The following is a 19,344-nucleotide window of genomic DNA, read 5'->3' on the forward strand; positions in this document are numbered from 1 at the left end:
CACCTGCGACGGAGTTCTCCGACAACTGCCGCTTCCTGTGGAAAACCAGAGCTGTTTCCTCTGGAAGGCAGAGCTGCTTCCTCTGGAAAGCCGAGCTACTTCCGGTGGAAAAGCAGGTCGTGCACCACATGCCCCTTGTCGAGGCCCTGGCCCTCGAAGCGGGTGAGGGGACGGAAGTCGGGGCGGGGCGCGTAGCCGCCGTCGGGCTGGGTGTTCTCGAAGTCGGGGTGGGCGGAGAGGACTTCGAGCATCTGCTCGGCGTACTCCTCCCAGTCCGTGGCGCAGTGCAGCACGGCGCCGGGCTTCATCCGGGTCGCGAGCAGCGTGAGGAACTCGGGCTGGATCAGCCGCCGCTTGTGGTGGCGCTTCTTCGGCCAGGGGTCCGGGAAGTAGACGCGGCAGCCGTCGAGGGCGTCGGGGTCAAGCATCTCGCGGAGCAGGATGATCGCGTCGCCGTTGGCGACCCGTACGTTCTCCAGGCCGCCCCGGTCGGCGAGACCGAGGAGGTTGCCCTGGCCGGGGGTGTGGACGTCCACGGCGAGGATGCCGGTGCCGGGGTCGGCGGCGGCCATCTGGGCTGTGGCCTCGCCCATGCCGAAGCCGATCTCCAGGACCACGGGCAGGCCGCCGAACATCTCGTTCAGGTCGAGGACCCGCTTGCCGTCGATGTCGAGACCCCAGTCGGGCCAGCGCTTGAGCATCGCCTCCGCCTGCCCCGTGGTGACGCGGCTGCGGCGCGGCTGGAAGCTGCGGATCCGCCGCTCGTGGTGCGAACCGGCGGGATCGGGCAGCGGCCCTTCCCCGGGGGCGAACCTCTGGCTGCCCCGCTGGAAGACGGGCTCCGGGCGGGGCTGGGGGTGGGCGGCGGTTTCACGGGACTCAGACACAATGCGCCAATTCTACGATCCCGAATACGCTCCCTGTGGGGTGTGGCCGACTGGGGGTACGGCCGACCCGCTGCCGTCGGTCGCCGCGCTGCCGCCGACTCCGGCGGTGCCTCGGGCTACAGCGCTGCCGTCGGCTACAGCAGGGCCAAGGCCCTGCGGGCCACCTCGCGGCCGATCGGCAGCGACGCCGTCGCCGCCGGCGACGGTGCGTTCAGGACGTGGACCGTCCGGTGCGCCTCGCGGATCAGGAAGTCGTCCACCAGCGTCCCGTCGCGGAGCACCGCCTGCGCCCGCACCCCCGCGGGAGCCCGGCGCAGATCCGTTTCTTCCACGGACGGCAGCAGCCTGCGCACCGCCTCCGTGAAGGCCCGCTTCGACAGCGAGCGGCGCAGCTCACCGGCTCCGTACCGCCAGTGCTCCCGGGCGATCTGCCACGACCCGGGCCACGCCAGCGTCCCCGCCAGGTCTCCGGGCCGGACGACCGACCAGTCGTACCCCTCCCGGGCCAGGGCCGGCACCGCGTTCGGCCCGACGTGGACGCCGCCGTCGACGCCCCGGGTCAGATGGACGCCCAGGAAGGGGAAGGCCGGGTCCGGGACCGGGTAGACCAGGCCGCGGATCAGCGAGGGGTCGGCCAGCTCGTAGTACTCGCCGCGGAAGGGCACGATCCGCATTTCCGGATCGTCACCCGCGAGCCGCGCGACCCGGTCGCACTGCAGCCCCGCGCAGTTCACCAGGACCCGCCCACGCACCACCGTCCCGGCCGCCGTGCGGACGGCGACGCCCCAGGGCCGCCGGTCGACGGTGGTGACCTCGGAGCCGTACAGGATGCGGGCGCCGGAGGCCTCGGCGAGCTGCTCGGCCACCGCGCCGTAGTCGCAGATCCCCGTCGTGCCGACGTGGATCGCGGCGAGGCCCCGCACGTTCGGTTCGTACTCGGCGATCTGGGCGGGGCCCAGTTCCCGCACCGGGATGCCGTTCTCCCGGCCGCGCTGCACGAGCGCGTGGAGCCGGGGCAGCTCGTCGCGGCCCGTGGCGACGATCAGCTTGCCGGTGACCTCGTACGGCAGTCCGTACTCGGCGCAGAACTTGACCATCTCGGCCGCGCCCTTGACCGCGAACCGTGCCTTCAGGGAGCCGGGGCGGTAGTAGATCCCGCTGTGGATCACCCCGCTGTTCCGCCCGGTCTGGTGGCGGGCCGGGCCGTGCTCCTTCTCCAGGACGGTGACGCGGGTGCCGGGAGCGGCGCGCGTCAGGGCGTACGCCGTCGACAGACCGACGATCCCGCCGCCGATCACGAGCACGTCGCAGTCGACGTCGTGCCTGTACACCTGCACCACCTCCCACCCCGATAGTGCACTGGCCCACTGACAGAGCGGCTAAACCCCCTGGGACACGCGTCACGTCTAGCTCATCCCAGGGTCATGCCGCGCTCATGCCGGGGCCATCAGGAGCGGCCTGGCCCGCTCCCGCAGCTCCATGACCCTGGGCTCGTCGCCGTACGGTTCGAGCCGGTGCAGCAGATCCCGTACGTACTCGGTGGTGCGGGCGGACGAGATCCGGCCGGCCACCTCCACCGCGCGCGTGCCGGCCGCGCAGGCCGCGTCCAGGTTGCCGGACTCCAGCTCCGCGACCGCCGACACCACGAGCCGCAGGCCGTGCGAGCGGACGAACTCCTCCGTCGGCCGGGACAGCGCCTGCTCGGTGAAGCGGCGCACCTGGCGGGGCGCCTTCAGGTCGCGGTAGCACTCGGCGGCGTCCGCGCAGAACCGGTCGTACGAGTAGAAGCCCAGCCACGACGGGTCGGCGTCGCCCTCCCGCGAGCGCTCCAGCCACCCCTCGGCGGCCTTGAGCGCGGCCGCGGCCGCGGTGCCGTCGCTCGCCTTCGCGTGCGCGCGGGCCTCGACGAGCCGGAAGAAGGACATGGTGCGGGCGGTGGCGAGCCCCCGGTTGCGTTCCAGGGCGGCCTGGGCGAGGTCGACGCCTTCGTCGGCGAAGCCCCGGTAGGTGGCCTGGAGGGACATGGAGGCCAGGACGTAGCCGCCCAGGGGCACGTCGGCGGCGGCGCGGGCCAGGCGCAGCGCCTGGATGTAGTAGCGCTGGGCGGCCTCCTGCTGGCCGGTGTCGAAGGCCATCCAGCCGGCCAGCCGGGTCAGCTCGGCGGTCGCGCCGAAGAGCGCGCGGCCGACTTCGTCCGAGTACGAGCCGAGGAGCAGCGGTGCCGCGTCGACGCGTAAGCACTCCGGGACCATGGAGGAGCGCCAGTCGCCGCCGCCGTACTTGGAGTCCCAGCGGCGCGCGTCCTCGGCGGCCTCCCGGAGCTTGGCGACGTCGCTGTGGCCCACGCGCGCGTGGGGGCCGGTCTCGGGTCCTTCGCCGGCCGCCGGTTCCTCGGCCGGCTCCACCAGGCGCTCCACGGAGGAGTCGGCGGGCGTTATCAGCCACCGCGAGGCGGGGGTCGCGTAGGCGCTGACCGCGAAGGATCCGGCGAGCGACTGCCAGATCCCGCCGCCCCCTGCCCGGCGGCCGGCCAGGTCGAGGCGGTAGAGCTCGGTGGCCGAGCGGACCGCCTCGCCCACGTCGCGCGGGAAGGCGAGCCCGACCTCGGGCGCGGGGTCGGCGTCCGCGAGCCCGATCTCGTGCAGTGGCACGGGCCGGCCCAGCTTCTGGCCGATGGCGGCCGCGATCAGGTGCGGGGCGGCGCCCTGGGGCACCATGCCCTTCGACACCCAGCGGGCCACCGAGGTCTTGTCGTAGCGAAGCGTCAGACCGCGCTGTGCCCCGAGGTCGTTGACGCGCCGGGCGAGGCCGGCGTTGCTGATTCCCGCGAGGGCGAGAACCGTGCCGAGCTTTTCGTTCGGCCCGCGTTGCTCCCTGGACATGACGCCACCCCTCGACAACACAAGACGGCCGCCACGACGCCGGGCATAGGCGTGCGGCATTCGTAAACACAGCGTAGTTCGCCGCATCCCGACCGTTAAGGGGCGGAGTTCCGTATGGCGGGATTGTTGTGGGAACAGACGGATGGCCGACAGATGGCGTAGCGGCGTCGGCGGGTTCTTCGCCGTCCGGCGCGCGTGGGGAGCGCGCGGGGGAGTGCGTGGGGAGTGCGCAGGGGGCCTGCGAAGCGCCTTGGGGCGCGTGCTCCGGGTGTGTGGCCGTGCGCCTGGCCGTGCGCTCTCGCCCGGTCGGCGGGGGAGCGCTTCCATGAGTCCTGCGTGGGTCGGCCCACTCGGCTGTGGACCGGTGGGCTGGGGGATACCGTCGCCCCATTCCCCGCGGGCGGCGGACGGCTCCGGGAGGCGGACTGTGCCTCCCGGACTGCCGGATGCCCTCAGGTTGTCCGGTGCGCCGGGTCCGTGTCACCCCTGGCGCGTTGAGAATGGCCGAATGACGACCGTCGTCGAACCGGTGCCAACTGGCCCATGCCAGGGGCGCATTCGCATTCGCGCGCGCGACCCCGGAGCCCCCTCCGTGCGCGGTTGTCGTGGCAGCATGTTCCTCCACTGAACCGACGTGGAGGCGCCGATGCGATGGCTGGTGGGCTGGAGCAGTGTCGCCGCGAGCTTCGGTACGACGGTTACCTCCGGTACAGCCGCTGCGGCCGGTGCCGTGCGGGACCCTGGGGCCGAGGGGCGCACGGTGCAACCGGTCGGCGCCCAACTCCTGTGGGGCGACCCCGATCCGCTGTGGGCGGTCGGCGACTGGCGCCCCGACGAGGTCCGCGTGATCAGCATCGACGCGCACACCCGCCTCGCGATCCTGGGGTGTTGCGCCGCGAGCGACGAGGAGCTGCGGGTCGGGCTGCTCACCGCGCGCGGGGGCGCGCTGCGCCATCTCACCGCCTGGGCGGGCAGCTACACGGCCGTCGTGCGGGTCGGCCGCCGTGTCACCGTGACCGGCGATCTGGCGGGCGCGCGGCCGGTGTTCCACACCCCGTGGGCGGGCGGCACGGCGTACGCCACGGCCGCCCTGCCCCTCGCGGACCTCGTCGAGGCCCAGCTCGACATCGGCCACCTGGCGGCGCTGCTCGCCTGCCCGGAGACCCCGGAGGCGCTGCGCGACTCGACCCCGTACGAAGGCGTGAAGCGGGTGCCGCCCGGGCACGCGCTGATCCTGCGCGAGGGCTCGCGCGAGATCACCGGGTACGAAGCGGTGGCCTCGCTCGCCGTCGCGGCGGCCGAGGTCGAGCCGCGGCGGGCGGTGGAGGGCGTACGGGACGCGCTGGTCGACGCCGTACGGGCCCGGCTCACCGCGCCCCGGCACGCACCGGAGGCGCCCCTGCCGGACCCGGGGCCCGTGCCGGGCATGGGTCCCGCCGAGCGGCGGGCGGCCCGGGGCGGCGGCCCGGCGCCCGGCATCGGCGCGGACCTGTCCGGCGGCAGCGCGTCCGGCACGCTCGCGCTCCTCGCGGCGGGCCTTCCGGGAGTGCCGGGGACGATCCTCGGCCACGGCACCGGTGCGGGGGAACGGCTGCTCGCCGTCACGTTCAACGACCTGGCGACCGGCGGGGGTTCCGACCGGGAGGAGGAACTCGAGCGGGCCCGGGCGATCGCGGCGAACCCGCGGCTGCACCACGTGGTCGTGGCGGCGGGCGAGGAGGCGCTGCCGTACGCGGAGCTCGAGGGGCCGCTGACCGACGAGCCCGGCCCTTCGCTGGTCGTCGCCGACCGGCACCGGCGGCGGCTCGCGGGCGGCAGCGCGGACCACTTCACGGGCCTCGGCGCCCGCCAGGTCCTGGACGCGCACCCGGCGCGCCTCGCGGACCTGCTGATGGACCGCCGGCGCAGATCTCTCGTACGGCCGGTGACGGCACTGGCCAAGGCGTCGGGTGCGGCGGCGGGTTCGATGCTGGTCCCGCTGACGGTCTACCGGGCGGCGCGCCGGCTCGCCCGCACCCCGTACCGGTCGGGCCTGGAGGCGGCGGCGAGGCTGCTGCTCGACGCGAACCGGCCGGGACCGGGGGCCTACGGCCCGGTGGAGGCGTCCCTCTCCGCCCTGACCTGGTCGCGGCCGGGGCCGGCGGCGCGCTGGCTGACGGGGGAGGCGCTGGCTGAAGTATCGGTTCGCCTGACGCGGGCGGCGACGCTGCCGACGTCGGTGCAGCGGCCGGGGGAGGCACGCGCGCGGGCGGCGCTCGCGCGGGCGGCGGCCGACCACCGGGTCCTGGAACAGGCGGCCGAGATCCGCGGCCAGCGGCTGCACGCGCCGTTCCTGGACAACCAGGTGGTACGGGCCTCCCGCGACCTCCCCGAATCGCTCCGGGTCCAGCCGGGCGCCCGGGCGTCCGTCCTGCGCACGGTCCTCGCGGGCGCCGGCGTCCACGACCTCCCGCCGGGCTGGGGCGCGCCGAACCCCGCGGTCCCTGCGGCGGCCGTCCGCGCGGGCCTGCGCGCGGCCCTCCCCGACCTCCTGGCCCTCTTCGACGCCCCGCTCCTCGCCGACGCGGGCCTGATCGAGGCCCGCGTGGTCCGCAAGGCCCTCCACGCGGCGGCCGACGGCGACCCGATCCCCCTGGACGGCCTCGCCGACCTGGTCTCCACCGAACTCTGGCTCCGCCGCCTCCTAGCCCGCCGAGGCTCCTGCTGGACAGGCTCAGCAGCCCCACGCCAGCGCCAGGCGGTGGTGGGGCCCTTGGTCCCGGCGACTCGGCGGTCGCTGCCGGCGTGAGGGGGGCGGCGGCGAAGCGTGACAGCACGCTCGTTCGAGTCGGACCCGGTCCTCCTGGTCGCCGAGGTGACGTCCGCCTCCACCGCGAGCCGCGACCGGATCCAGAAGGTTCGTGGCGATGCCCGTGCAGGAATCCCCCTCTACCTGCTGATCGACCGCGAGGCCGGTGAGGCCGTCGTCTGCACCGATCCCCAGGGTGACGACTACGCGCTCAAGCACACCCACAAGTTGGGGGCCAAGGTCCAGCTCCCGCACCCTCTCGGGTTCGAACTCGACACCTCGGAGTTCTGAGCGCGCCCCTCCGGGGAAGACCCCGACGCGCCACGCCCGCGCAAACCCCGACGCGCCACGCCCGCGCAAGCCCGGGCACCCCGCCCCCGCAATCCCGGGCGCCACGCCCGCGTAAACCCCGAGGCGTCCGGGCTCGGCCCCGGCGACAATGGCGCGCGTGCGGTATCTGATCCTTGGTTCCACCCTCGCGCTCGACGTGGACGGCGCGCCCCTGCCCCTGGGCGGGGCCCGGTTGCGGGCGTTGCTTGCCGCGCTCGCGGTGCGTGGTGGGCGGGCGGTGAGCGTGGGCGAGCTGGTCGAGGACGTGTACGGGGACGAGCCCCCGCACGACGCCCCCGCCGCCCTCCAGGCCCTCGTCGGGCGGCTGCGCCGGGCCCTCGGGCGGGAGGCCGTCGAGTCCGTGCCCGGGTCCGGCTACCGGCTCGCCGCCGGGCCCGACGACATCGACCTGTACGTCTTCGAGCGCCAGGTCCGCGACGCCGGCGCCCGTCTCGACGCCGGCGACCCCGAGAGCGCCGCCGCCCTCTTCCGTACCGCCCTCGCCCTCTTCCGCGGCCCCGCGCTCGCCGATCTGCCCGAGCACGCGCGCGTGCGGCCCGAGGCGCAGCGGCTCGCCGCCCTGCGCCGGCGCGTCGAGGCCGACCTCGGACGCGGTGCCGTCGACGGACTCGTACCGGAGCTGACCGAGCTGACGGACGCGTACTCCTACGACGAGGGCTTCCGCGCCCAACTCGTGCGCGCCCTGCGGGCCGAGGGCCGGCAGGCCGACGCCCTCGCCGCGTTCGAGGACGCCCGCCGCGCACTCGCCGAGGGGCTCGGCACCGATCCCGGCGCCGAACTCACCGCGCTCCACCGCGAACTGCTCGGACCGCCCTCGTCCCCGGCGCCGCCCCGCGAGACCGGGAACATCCGGCCCCGCCTCACCTCCTTCGTCGGCCGCGAACCCGACCTCGACGCCCTCCGCGCCGACCTCACCCGCTCCCGTCTCGTCACGCTCACCGGACCGGGCGGCTCCGGCAAGACCCGCCTCGCCGAAGAAGCCGCCCTCGCTGAAGAAGCCACCGCAGACGGAACCCCCGCCTGGCTCGTCGAACTCGCGCCGCTCGACGACCCCGCCGCCGTACCCGGCGCCGTCCTCTCCGCGCTCCGCCTCCGCGAGACCACCCTGATCACCCGCGAGGGCCAGACCCCCCAGGACGACCCCTTCCACCGGCTCGTCGACCACCTCGCGCCCCGCTCCCTCCTCCTCGTCCTCGACAACTGCGAGCACGTCATCGACGCGGCCGCCGCCCTCGCCGAGACCCTCCTCACCCACTGCCCCCGGCTGCGTGTCCTCGCCACCAGCCGCGAGCCCCTCGGCGTCCCCGGAGAAACGGTCCGCCCCGTCGAGCCGCTGCCGCCCGCCCCGGCCCACCGCCTCTTCGCCGAACGCGCCCGCGCCGTCCGCCCCGAGTTCGCCGCCGACGACCGTGCCGACGGCCACCGCGCCGTGGACGAGATCTGCCGCCGCCTCGACGGCCTCCCCCTCGCCATCGAACTGGCCGCCGCGCGTCTGCGGCTGCTCACCCCGCGCCAGATCGCCGACCGGCTCGACGACCGCTTCCGTCTCCTCACCTCCGGCAGCCGCACCGTCCTGCCCCGCCAGCAGACCCTCCGCGCCGTCGTCGACTGGTCCTGGGACCTCCTCGACGCCGACGAACGCACCCTGCTCCGCAGGCTCTCCGTCTTCGCCGGCGGCTGGGACCTGGCCGCCGCCGAAGCCCTCGTCGCGAACGGCCCGAACGGCCCGAACGGCCCGAACGGCCCGAACCGTCCGGACGGTCCGACCGCCGCCGACCCGCTCGGCGCCCTCGTCGACAAGTCCCTCGTCGTCGCCGCCCCCACCGACGACGGCGAGATGCGCTACCGGCTCCTGGAGACCATCCACGAGTACGCCGTCGAACGCGCCGCCGAGCGCCCCGACGTCCGCGCCGCCGCCGAAGCCGCCCACACCGTGTACTTCACCGACCTCGCCGAGCGCGCCGAACCCCTCCTCCGCTCCGGCGAGCAGCTCCCCTGGATCCGGCGGATCGAGGCCGACCTCGACAACATCCGCGCCGCCCTCCACCGCACGACCGTCACGGCCCCCGACGAGGCCGCCGCACACCGCCTGATCTTCGCCATCGGCTGGTTCTGGTGGCTCCGCAACTACCGCACCGAGGGCCTGGTGTGGACCGAGCGCGCGCTCCTGCTCGGCGAGGACCCGGACGACCCCGAAGACCCCCGCTACTGGCCCCGCATGCGGCTGCGCATGCTCTCCTTCTTCCTTGTCGTGGAGAACCGCACCGCCGCCGACCTGCGCGACGACCCCGAGGGAAGCGCGCTGGTACGGCGGGTGCGCGAGGCCTTCGGTGAGCGGCCCGGACCGGAGTCGGCCCGCTTCCCCGGGCTCCTGTGGCCGTTCACCGCGTTCCTCACCGAGAGCCCGGACGTGCTGCGCGAGATGCTCGACATCGCCGTCGACACCTGCCGCCTGTACGGCGGTGAGTGGGAGCTCGGCGTCAGCATGATGTTCCGTACGCACCTGGTGATCGACATGCCCGGCGAGACGCACGGCATCGACGAGGACCTGGCCGAACTGCGCGTCCTCTCCCGCCGCGTCGGCGACCGCTGGATGCGGGCGCAGGTGGCGAGCGCGGCGGGCGAGGCGCACATGATGCGCGGCCGGCTCGCGGAGGCGGAGGAGGCGTACGAGGACGCTCTCGCCCTCGCCCGCGAGGTCGGCGCGCACGCCGAGTCGCCGTTCCTGATCGCCCGCCTCGCCGAACTCGCCTACCGCTCCGGTGACATGGAAGCCGCCGAGAAGGGCCTCGACGAGGCCGAGGCGGAGGCCACCCACCACCACATCGAGGACACGGAGACGTTCCTACGGTTCATGAGGGCCGTCCTCGCCCTCTACCGCGGCGACGCCCGCGAGGCCCGCGCGCACATGGACGCGGCGAAGCGACTGGTCCTCACCGGAACACCGCCTCCGCACTTCACCGCCTCTGTGGCCGGGCTCTCCGCGCGCGTGCTCGCGCAGGAGGGCGGCGGTACGGCGGCCGTGGTGGAGGCCGTCGACGCCCTGCGGCTCACCCTGCAGGCCCAGTGCGCGGACTTCGTCACGGCCCAACTGGGGGAGTGCCTGGCGAGCGTGCTCGCCTTGAGCGGCGCCCTCCCGGTCGCGGTCCGGGTCCTGGCCGCCGTCGACACCTGGCGGGCCGCGATCCCCCGTTCCGTCCCCGAACTCCGAGAGGCGGAGGGCCTGATGACCCGGGCCAGCACGGAACTGGGCGAGTCCGCCACCGCGAGCGCCTACGCCGAGGGCGCCCGCCTGACCCTCGACGAGGTGATCGCCCTGGTGGACGCGTACGTGGCGGACCTCAGGACCAACTGACCCGCGCCGGTCCCGCAGCTCAGGAACAGCGGATCCCCGTCGGCCTCCGGCCAACCTCGACCAGTTGGTCCCCGACGGTCCTTCGGCCGACGTCAGGAACAGCTGATCCGGGACTGCGCCCAGTCCGCCACCGCGACGCGGCCCCACGGCGAGGTCTCCTCCACGACCAGCCGGAGCGTCTTGCGCCCCGCGATGTCGACGTGGACCGGGATCGCGGGGTCGCGCGCCTCGACGACCTGCGAGCGCCAGAGCCGTTCACCGTCTCCGTAGACGGAGAAGCGGACGCCCCCGATGCCGATCGGCGCGGTCAGGTCGTCGATGCCGACGAGCGCGTCGTAACTGGTGCACTGCCGGTTGAGGTCGATCAGGAGCTCCGACGGCGCGTGCACGCTCACCCCGTGCCCGTACCGCGTGCCGCCGATCGACAGGCCCTGGCGCTGCCACATCCAGCTGCTGTCACCGAGCCGGACCTCGGGCTTCGTGCCGTCGCCGAAGACGCCGTAGTCGAGCTGGTTCACCTGGTAGACGACCGGCGGCGCGGGCGGCGGCGTGGGCGTCGGAGTGGGTGTGGGCGTGGGCGTCGGCTTCGGAGGGGTGGGCGTCGGCGTGGGGCTGGGCTCGACGGTGGGAGTCGGTGTCGGCGTTGGCGTGGGGGTCGGCGTCGGCTCCGGTTCCTCGACCGCCGCCGGCGGGGCGGGCGGTGGTGTGGGCTTCGGGGTCGGCTTCGGCGCAGGGGTGGGCTCCTGCGGTACGGCGGGGGCGACGGCCGGCGGGGTGGGTTCGGGCTTCGCGACGGGCTGAGGGTCTCCGGAGAGGGCCCAGACCAGGCCGGCGGTCGCGGCCACGGCGACCGCTGCCGCGATGCCCGCCTTCGCGGGCGCGCCGAGCCCCTCCGCCGCGGCGGCGGAGGACGCTCCGGCCGTACTCGACGAGCCGGCGCCCGTCGCGGCGGCGGCCGCACCGGCGCCCGCGGCGCCCACGACCCCGCCCGCCACGACACCCGCGGCCTTGAGCGCGTACCCCGCCGCGAACCAGCCGATGACGGCGATCGGCAGCAGCGCGGGGATCCCGGCGTTCACATGCTCCAGCTCACCTGCGGCGAGCCGGCACTTGGCGCACTCTTCCAGGTGCTTGCGCAGCCCGCGCTCGGCCCGCATCCGCAGGCCCCCGCGCGCGTACGCGCCGAGCCGGTCGGCATAGCGGGCGCAGTCACCGCCCGCCGTGAGGGACGTGCTCACGTGCGCCTGGAGGTAGGCCTGCTTGAGGCCTTCGCGGGCCCTGCTGGCCAGTACGGCGGTGGCGTTGGCGGTCAGCCCGAACAGCGGGGCGACCTCGCTGGGCGACTCCTCCTCGACGGTGGTGTGCCACAGCACGGCCTGCCACCGTTCGGGCAGCGACCGGAACGCCTGCATCGCAAGCGACTGTTCGGCCTCGTGCATGGCCAGGACGTCGGCGCCGAGGTCGAGCCCAGCCCCAAATGATGCAGTCTGGTCGGAGACCTCGGAGGAGCGGGCGGACTGCGCCGCGAACACGGCGAAGTCCTCGACCAGGTGCTCGCGCTTCTGCGTACGCGTCCAGTTCGCGGCGACCCGCCGGACCGTGGTCAGCAGATAGGCCCGCACCGCCTGCTCGGGGCCCGCCCCGCCCCGTACCGCCTGGAGCGTGCGGGCGAACACCTCCGCCGTCAGGTCGTCGGCGGTGTGCGCGTCGCGGCAGCAGGTCCTGGCGTAGCGGCGCACGGCCTCGGAGTGGCGACGGAACAGCTCTTCGTACGCGCTGTCGTCGCCGTCCCGCATCAGCTGGATGAGATCGGCGTCGGAGGGCGGCAGTTCGACCGGAGGCGGAAGGACGGTGTCGGGCGCGTCCGCTCCGTCGGCGGCCGCCGACCGCATGGAGGCCGCGGCCGAGGAGGAGGCCCCCGCACCGCGCTCGCGCTGCTGCGGCACACTCGGCTCGCCCGGAGCCTGGGCCTTGGGTCCGCCCGCGGAACCTCCGGGTCCGCCCTGACTCGGCACGTGTTGCGGGGGAAGGCCCCCGGTCTCCGTGCCACCGCCGTTGCCCAGCGGCTCGTCCCGACCGTCACCGCTCATCGCGGAAGCCCCCGTATGCACGCTCAGACCCGAACACCGGGCAAGAGTGCCACAGAGCGCCTACGCGCTGAACTTCAGCGTCCACTTACCACTCGTCCGGGGCCACTTCCGGTATCCGGGCGTAACCGATCACTCGTTCGTGCCATGCTCGACGGTCCGCCCGGACCCGTGAAACCGAACAACCCCGGAGCCGAACCGGCCCCGCCGCCCTCGCTGTCGGCCCGCCAACGCGAGCGGAGACCCTCCGCACGCTCAACGCGAGCGGAGACCCTCCAGAAGGATGTCGAGGAGCCTGGCCGAGGCAGCCGCCTGCTGCGCCGCGTCCGGCAGCGCGGGCGCCGCCGTGGCTATGACGAGCAGGACATCGGCCACGGTCACGTCCGCCCGCAGCTCGCCCGCCTCACGGGCCCGGTCGACAAGCCGCCCGACGACCTCCAGGAGCTCCGCCGCACCGGCGTCGTCCTGCTCGGCCCCGGGCACCTCGCGCGGCGCGGTCACCCGCGACTCGGACGGGTCCGCGAAGCCCCGCTGGTGCGGCACCCGCGCCTCGTCCTCGGCGCCCTGCGCCGGCAGCAGCAGCTCGTCCGCGTCCACGCCGACCCGCAGTATCTGCGGCGGCAGCAGGCGCCCCGCGCCCGAGGCCACCGAGGTCCGCAGGAACCGGGAGAGCGCCGACCACGGCTCGTCCTCCTGGCCGAGCGCGGTGCGGGCCTGCTCGGTCAGCCGGGAGGTCTCCTCCTCGGCGATCCGGCGGACCAGCACGTCCTTGCTCGGGAAGCGGCGGTACACCGTGCCGACGCCGACCCGGGCACGCCGGGCCACGTCCTCCATCGGCGCGCCGTAACCGAGTTCGCCGAACACCTCGCGCGCCGCGCGCAGTACGTGCTCCAGGTTGCGCTGGGCGTCGACGCGCAGCGGCGCCGACCGGCCGACGGAACCCGTCGCCCCGATGCCCGCGCCCGAGACCGCACCGGCACCCGGGCCCGACATCGCACCCGCGGCCGTACCCGTGCCCACTCCCGAGCCACGTCCGTCGAAGGCGCTGTCCGTCGTGTCGACGACAGCCTGCCACCGAGAATCCTGCATGTGCATAAGCGTTCCCCCGCTCATGATGTCTCCCCCCGGAGACTCCCCGCCCTGACACGGGGTCGACCCACTTGTGCGGCGCTCTGGTCTGCGCGCCGCGAGCCGATACCCCGACGAGGTACGAACATAGTTGAGACGAGGTCAATTCAGAAGGGGGAGTTCCGTACGGTGCGCCCCCCGATCGGAGCAAGGGCCTGAACTCTCCCGATTCCACTCTGTCGCGCCACCCCCCACGCCCACTCTGACCTGCGTACTTCCCGCTGTACCCACCGTGTGCGCCACCCCGCGCCCCCGCGCACCTCCGGTCACACAATTTGTCGAGCCTGTGGACAAACCCCGGACGGCGGTGCGTCATGGGACAGTGACCGAACCTGCGCGCATTCTCGTTGTCGGCGGTGGCTACGTCGGGATGTACACCGCGCTGCGCCTGCAGCGGCAGCTCAAGACCGAGCTCAGAGACGGTTCCGTCGAGATCGTGGTGGTCACGCCCGAGCCGTACATGACGTATCAGCCGTTCCTCCCCGAGGCCGCCGCCGGGTCGATCTCCCCGCGCCATGTCGTCGTCCCGCTCCGCCGTGTCCTGGACAAGTGCCGGATCGTCATCGGCGAGGTCCACGCCGTCGACCACGCCAAGCGGACCGCGACGCTCTCCACCCTCGCCACCGAGGAGGAGGGCACCGGCAGCGAGCAGCTCACCTACGACGAACTGGTCATCGCGCCCGGCTCGATCTCCCGCACCCTCCCGGTCCCCGGCCTCGCCGACTACGCCATCGGCTTCAAGACCGTCGAGGAGGCCATCGGCCTGCGCAACCACGTCATCGAGCAGATGGACATCGCCTCTTCCACCCGCGACCCCGGCCTGCGCGACGCCGCCCTCACCTTCGTCTTCGTCGGCGGCGGCTACGCGGGCGTGGAGGCGCTCGCCGAGCTGGAGGACATGGCCCGCTACACCGCGCGGTACTACCACAACATCAAGCCGGAGGACCTCAAATGGGTCCTGGTCGAGGCCTCGGACCGGATCCTGCCCGAGGTCGGCGAGAAGATGGGCAAGTACGCGATCCGCGAGCTGCGCGGCCGCAACATCGACGTACGTCTGGGGACCCGGCTCGACTCCTGCGAGGACCGCGTCGCCGTCCTCAGCGACGGCAGCCGCTTCCCGACCCGTACGGTCGTCTGGACCGCCGGCGTGAAGCCCGCGCCCGTCCTCGCCTCCACCGACCTGCCGCTCAACGAACGCGGCCGGATCAAATGCACCGCCCGTCTGTCCGTCGAGGGCGTCGAACACGCCTGGGCGGCCGGAGACGCCGCGGCCGTCCCCGACATCACCGCGGACGAACCCGGCAAGGAGTGCGCGCCGAACGCGCAGCACGCCGTACGCCAGACCAAGGTGCTCGCCGAGAACGTCGCCGCCGCCCTGCGCGGACAGCCGCTCAAGGAGTACGCCCACGCGTACGCGGGCTCGGTCGCCTCCCTTGGCCTCCACAAGGGCGTGGCCCACGTCTACGGACGGAAACTCAAGGGCTACCCCGCCTGGTTCATGCACCGCGCCTACCACCTCAGCCGCGTCCCGACCTTCAACAGGAAGGCCCGTGTCCTGGCCGAGTGGACCCTCTCCGGCCTGTTCAAGCGGGAGATCGTCTCGCTCGGCTCGCTGGAACACCCGCGCGCCGAATTCGAACTCGCCGCCGCGCCCCCGCCCCCGAAGAACGGGCCCAAGAACGGGCCCGCGGAAGGGCCCAAGCCGGGCTGACACCGATGTCAGTGCGGTCGGTCACACTGGACGTGTGACCATAGGTGGGCTCACACCTGCACAGAGTGACTCAGCACGGCCAACAACCACGAGGCATACAGATCCGTGAACTTCACCCGTTGGAGCGCCCGACTCCCCGGTACGCAGCGCCGCACGGCGGCGCGGGGGACCGAAGGCTCCGTGCCCGCGGCCCGCGGTGAGTACGAGCAGCAGCCTGAGCACCTCGCCGACGAGGCCCCCGAGGTCCCCACCCTGGAGGACTTCTCCGTACGGGAGATCATCGGCCGCCTCCCCGGCCTGGTCGCGCTCGTGCACGGCCCCGAGCACCGCATCGCGTACGTCAACGACGCCTACGCCGCCGCCTTCGGCCCCCGCCCCGCGGGCGCCACCGTCGCCGACGCCTGCCCCGAGGCCGAGGAACTGGGCCTCCTTCCGCTCATGGACCAGGTCCTGCGCAGCGGAAAGCCCCGGACCGTCAAGTCCCGCAAGACCCAGGACGGCGGCTCGTACACGGTCACCTGCCTGCCCGTGGACTCCACGCGCTTCGAGGGCGGCGGCGTCCTCGTCCACGCCGCCGACGTGACCGACCACGCCGAGGCCGCCGAGCGGCTGCGCGCCAGCGAGCGCCGGCACCGCGAGACCGCCGTCACCCTCCAGCGCTCCCTGCTCCCGCAGGAGCTGGAGCAGCCCGACGACCTGCGGATCGCCGCCACCTACCAGCCCGGCGGCACGGACGCGGCCGTCGGCGGCGACTGGTACGACGTCATCACCCTGGGAGCCGGCCGCACCGCCCTGGTCATCGGCGACGTCATGGGCCGCGGAGTGCGCGCCGCCGCCGTCATGGGCCAGCTCCGCACGGCCGTCCGGGCCTACGCCCGGCTCGACCTGCCCCCGCACGAAGTCCTCCAGCTGCTCGACGGCCTGGCCGCCGAGATCGATGCCAGCCAGATCGCCACCTGCGTCTACGCCGTCCACGACCCCAACGAGGGCAAGCTCGTCTACGCCTCCGCGGGCCACCTCCCCATCCTCGTCAGAGACGAGGACGGCTCGGTCCGCCGTGCCGAGGACCCGACCGGACCCCCGCTGGGCACCGGCGGCTGGCTGCACACCTCCGGCGCGATCGCCCTGCCGCCGGGCTCCACGGCCGTCCTCTACACCGACGGTCTCGTCGAGCGGCGCCGCGAGGACATCGACGAGGGCGTCGCCGCCCTGGAGCGCGCGCTCTCCGGCGCCGTCGGCACCCCGCAGGTCGTCTGCGACCGGCTGCTGCGCTCGCTCGGCGTCACCGCCGAGCACGACGACGACGTGGCCGTCCTGGTCGTCCAGCACCCGTCCCGCAAGGGAGCGGACGCGGAGCTCTTCCACAACGCGGCCCTGGAGCTCCTCGGCGGGGTCGAGGCGGCCCCACGCGCGCGTGCCTTCGCCTCGGGCGTCCTGTCCAGCTGGCGCTTCCCGGTCGAACTGCGCGACCTCGGCGTCCTCGCCACCAGCGAACTGGTGGCGAACTCCCTGAAGCACGGCACCCCGCCCATGCGCCTGCGACTGCGCCGCACCGACAGGCGGCTGATCATCGAGGTCACGGACGGGGACGACCATCTGCCCCGCCGACGCAGGGCGGAGACGGAGGACGAGGCGGGCCGCGGGATCTCGATCATCGCGACGATCGCCTCGTCCTGGGGCAGCCGCCGCACTCCGGGCGGCGGCAAAGCGGTCTGGTGCGAGTTCGCCCTGCCCGACTAGAGGTCAGGCGGAGACGCTCTCCTTCACGGGCACGTGCTGCGCCACCACACGGGAGGTCCTGGTGGCGAGGTACGGCTGGTTCTGCACGGGCGTGAGCTGCTTGCCGAGCCGCACCGCGAGGAACGTGATCCCGAGCGAGAAGAGCACGAAGGTCACGATGTACGGACCGTGCAGCGCGGCGCCCATGGGGCCGCCCACGGCCGGGCCGACGGCCAGCGCGAGCTGCTTGACCAGTGCGAACGCCGAGTTGTACTGACCGACCATCGACTCCGGCGCGAGGTCCGCCACCAGCGGCGCCACGGTCGGCGAGAGCATCGCCTCGCCGAGCCCGAAGAGGGCGTACGTGGAGACGAACGCGGCGGTCGCCATCGCCTGGCTGCCGTGCCCGAGCCCCGCGTACCCGGCGATCACCCACGCCACGGCCCAGATCAGACCGACGGCGGCGATCACCCGGCTGCGGCGCCGGCGCTCGACGAACTTCAGCACCACGAACTGGGCGACCACGATGACGGCCGTGTTGGCGGCCAGCGCGATCCCGAGCGTCGAGGGCTCGATCCCGGCGGCCTCGGTGCCGTACGCCGCGAGGCCCGACTCGAACTGTCCGTAGCAGGCGAAGAAGAGGACGAAGCCCAGGACGCACAGCTGGACCATGGCCTTGTGCCCGAGCAGCGCCCGGATGCCGCCCTTCGGCGAGTCGGCGGGCCGGGTGTCCTGGAGGGCGGGCGAACCCGGCATCCGGACGGTCATCACGATGCCGCCGAGCACCAGGAACATCGCGGCTTCGATCGAGAAGAGCAGCAGGAAGCTCCCCGGCCGGTTCACGTCGACGAGCTGGCCGCCGATCAGACCACCGACGCCGAGTCCCAGGTTCTGCAGGAAGAACTGCATGGCGAAGGACCGGGTCCGGGTGGCCGGCTCGGAGCACCAGACGATCATCGTCGCGAGCGCCGGCTGCATCACGGCCGTTCCGGCACCGAGCAGCGCGGCCGAACCGACGGCGGCGGGCACGCTGCTCGAGAGCCCCATGCCCAGGGCGCCGAGCGACGCGAGGACCGCGGCGACGAGGAGGACGGGGAGGGGACCCCGCCGGTCGATGGCGCGTCCGCTGAACGGCAGGACGACGAGTGCGGCCATGGCGAAGACGGCGAGCACGACGCCCGCCGTGGTCGCGCCCAGGTCCCGCACCTGGGCCACGTACACATAGAGGTACGGAACCGTGAATCCGAGTCCGAACGCGCTCAGCGCGCTGCCCGCCTGGATCCGACGCATCGCTGCACCCATCGCCTTGGTCACGGTTCACCCACCTCGATCAGGGCTTCAGGGCTGTAGGCCTGAAGCCTCAAGACTTCAACAGTAAAATTAGATCCTTAACAATACACATGGAAGGACTTCAACGCCAACGTGGAGCGTGGGATACTCGCGGCATGAGCGACACCCCCGAGCCGTCCGGCCCGCAACCGGCGCAGGAGCCGACCCTCGACGAGCAGATCGCGGCCTACCAGCGCGAGTACCGCGACCTGGACCCCCAGGTCGAGAAGGTGGTCTCCGCCCTCGGCCGGCTGAACCGCCGGATGAACGTCGCGTACGGCCGCCAGGTCGCCGATCTCGGCATCAGCAACGCGGAGTGGGAGGTCCTCAAGACCCTCGTCCTGGCCGGTGCCCCCTACCGCCTGGGCCCGGGCGAGCTGGCCAAGCGTCTCGGCCTGACCCCGGCCGCCATGACCCACCGCATCGACCGCATGGCCGGCGAGGGCCTCGTGACCCGCGACCGCGACGAGACCAACCGCGTCCGGGTGATCGTGGAGCTCACGGACGAGGGCCGCTCGAAGTGGCTCGAGGCGATGCGCATGGCGACGGACTTCGAGGAGAAGCTCCTCCAGGACCTCACGGGCGAGGAGCGCGCCGGCCTCGGCGACATGCTGATCCGCCTCCTCCGCAGGGTCGAGCACACCCAGCCGGACGCGGGCGGCCGGCTCACCGACCTGGACTGACTGCTCACACGGGCGGGGGTTGACACGCCCCCGGCGTATCCGTAGTGTTCTCCGAGTTGTCACGGGGCCGGAACGGTTCTGCGACAGCCACTCCCGCCGCTCGAAGCGGCACCTCAACTCAGCACGATCTCCCAGCCGGGATGAATTTCGGCATGCCGAAATTCATTTCGAAAGACTCGATTATGAGTCGCCCGGGAAATCCGCTAGAGTTTGAGCGTCGGAACGGCCCAACAGCCGCGAAGACAACCCACTCTGACTGGGAATCAGGCCCGAAAGGATCTGATAGAGTCGGAAACGCAGGAAGGCCGAAACGGGAAACCGAAGAAGCCGGAAAGCACCGAGGAAATCGGATCGGAAAGATCTGATAGAGTCGGAAACGCAAGACCGAAGGGAAAAGCCCGGAGGAAAGCCCGAGAGGGTGAGT

Annotated in this window: 12 protein-coding genes; 6 read left to right on the top strand and 6 right to left on the bottom strand. The window is 73.3% G+C overall.

The window, feature by feature from the left end:
• Window positions 1–95: 95 nt before the first annotated feature.
• The 3 genes from trmB to AB0F56_RS30930 all read right to left on the bottom strand — a co-directional run bounded on the left by trmB (window position 96) and on the right by AB0F56_RS30930 (window position 3,769).
• Window positions 96–887 (bottom strand): tRNA (guanosine(46)-N7)-methyltransferase TrmB, encoded by a 792-nt coding sequence (gene trmB, locus AB0F56_RS30920; RefSeq protein ID WP_362015586.1) that lies wholly within the window; start codon window positions 885–887, stop codon window positions 96–98.
• A gap of 134 nt (window positions 888–1,021) precedes the next feature.
• Window positions 1,022–2,218, bottom strand: coding sequence for an L-2-hydroxyglutarate oxidase (gene lhgO, locus AB0F56_RS30925; protein ID WP_362015589.1), 1,197 nt, complete (start codon window positions 2,216–2,218; stop codon window positions 1,022–1,024).
• Between the two features lie 102 nt (window positions 2,219–2,320).
• Window positions 2,321–3,769: an MFS transporter gene (locus tag AB0F56_RS30930; RefSeq protein ID WP_362015591.1), complete on the bottom strand. Its 1,449-nt coding sequence runs from the start codon at window positions 3,767–3,769 to the stop codon at window positions 2,321–2,323.
• Between the two features lie 646 nt (window positions 3,770–4,415).
• Here AB0F56_RS30930 and AB0F56_RS30935 point away from each other — a divergent pair.
• From AB0F56_RS30935 to AB0F56_RS30945, 3 genes are all read left to right on the top strand, one after another.
• Complete coding sequence (locus AB0F56_RS30935) at window positions 4,416–6,557, top strand: asparagine synthase-related protein (RefSeq protein ID WP_362015594.1); 2,142 nt, start codon at window positions 4,416–4,418, stop codon at window positions 6,555–6,557.
• An 18-nt stretch (window positions 6,558–6,575) separates the two neighbouring features.
• A complete protein-coding gene (locus AB0F56_RS30940) occupies window positions 6,576–6,848 on the top strand; it encodes a Uma2 family endonuclease (protein ID WP_362015597.1) in 273 nt (90 codons plus the stop codon).
• Window positions 6,849–7,005: 157 nt separating this feature from the next.
• The gene (locus AB0F56_RS30945) at window positions 7,006–10,263 is read left to right on the top strand and encodes a BTAD domain-containing putative transcriptional regulator (RefSeq protein WP_362015600.1); all 3,258 of its coding nucleotides are present in this window, start codon (window positions 7,006–7,008) and stop codon (window positions 10,261–10,263) included.
• Window positions 10,264–10,355: 92 nt separating this feature from the next.
• Here AB0F56_RS30945 and AB0F56_RS30950 read toward each other — a convergent pair whose 3' ends face one another.
• Window positions 10,356–12,353 carry a sigma-70 family RNA polymerase sigma factor gene (locus AB0F56_RS30950; RefSeq protein ID WP_362015603.1) on the bottom strand — a complete coding sequence of 666 codons (1,998 nt, stop codon included), beginning with the start codon at window positions 12,351–12,353 and terminating at the stop codon, window positions 10,356–10,358.
• Between the two features lie 252 nt (window positions 12,354–12,605).
• Window positions 12,606–13,463 (bottom strand): helix-turn-helix domain-containing protein, encoded by an 858-nt coding sequence (locus AB0F56_RS30955; protein ID WP_362015605.1) that lies wholly within the window; start codon window positions 13,461–13,463, stop codon window positions 12,606–12,608.
• A 337-nt stretch (window positions 13,464–13,800) separates the two neighbouring features.
• Here AB0F56_RS30955 and AB0F56_RS30960 point away from each other — a divergent pair, with 337 nt between their 5' ends.
• Complete coding sequence (locus tag AB0F56_RS30960; protein WP_362015608.1) at window positions 13,801–15,189, top strand: NAD(P)/FAD-dependent oxidoreductase; 1,389 nt, start codon at window positions 13,801–13,803, stop codon at window positions 15,187–15,189.
• Window positions 15,190–15,294: 105 nt separating this feature from the next.
• Window positions 15,295–16,929, top strand: coding sequence for a SpoIIE family protein phosphatase (locus AB0F56_RS30965; protein ID WP_362015610.1), 1,635 nt, complete (start codon window positions 15,295–15,297; stop codon window positions 16,927–16,929).
• Window positions 16,930–16,932: 3 nt separating this feature from the next.
• Here AB0F56_RS30965 and AB0F56_RS30970 read toward each other — a convergent pair whose 3' ends face one another.
• A complete protein-coding gene (locus AB0F56_RS30970; RefSeq protein ID WP_362015623.1) occupies window positions 16,933–18,210 on the bottom strand; it encodes an MFS transporter in 1,278 nt (425 codons plus the stop codon).
• A gap of 143 nt (window positions 18,211–18,353) precedes the next feature.
• Between AB0F56_RS30970 and AB0F56_RS30975 the strand changes: the two genes are divergently transcribed.
• Window positions 18,354–18,920 carry a MarR family transcriptional regulator gene (locus tag AB0F56_RS30975; RefSeq protein ID WP_362015613.1) on the top strand — a complete coding sequence of 189 codons (567 nt, stop codon included), beginning with the start codon at window positions 18,354–18,356 and terminating at the stop codon, window positions 18,918–18,920.
• Window positions 18,921–19,344: the final 424 nt, after the last annotated feature.

It is taken from the genome of Streptomyces sp. NPDC026092 (genome assembly GCF_040638605.1).
In the GTDB taxonomy this organism is placed as follows: domain Bacteria; phylum Actinomycetota; class Actinomycetes; order Streptomycetales; family Streptomycetaceae; genus Streptomyces.

What these genes read in the sequence shown, in the direction of transcription:
- AB0F56_RS30955 (WP_362015605.1), bottom strand. Translation starts at nt 13,463, where the DNA reads ATGAGCGGGGGAACGCTTATGCACATGCAGGATTCTCGGTGGCAGGCT.
- AB0F56_RS30930 (WP_362015591.1), bottom strand. Translation starts at nt 3,769, where the DNA reads ATGTCCAGGGAGCAACGCGGGCCGAACGAAAAGCTCGGCACGGTTCTC.
- AB0F56_RS30950 (WP_362015603.1), bottom strand. Translation starts at nt 12,353, where the DNA reads ATGAGCGGTGACGGTCGGGACGAGCCGCTGGGCAACGGCGGTGGCACG.
- AB0F56_RS30970 (WP_362015623.1), bottom strand. Translation starts at nt 18,210, where the DNA reads ATGGGTGCAGCGATGCGTCGGATCCAGGCGGGCAGCGCGCTGAGCGCG.
- AB0F56_RS30975 (WP_362015613.1), top strand. Translation starts at nt 18,354, where the DNA reads ATGAGCGACACCCCCGAGCCGTCCGGCCCGCAACCGGCGCAGGAGCCG.
- AB0F56_RS30935 (WP_362015594.1), top strand. Translation starts at nt 4,416, where the DNA reads ATGCGATGGCTGGTGGGCTGGAGCAGTGTCGCCGCGAGCTTCGGTACG.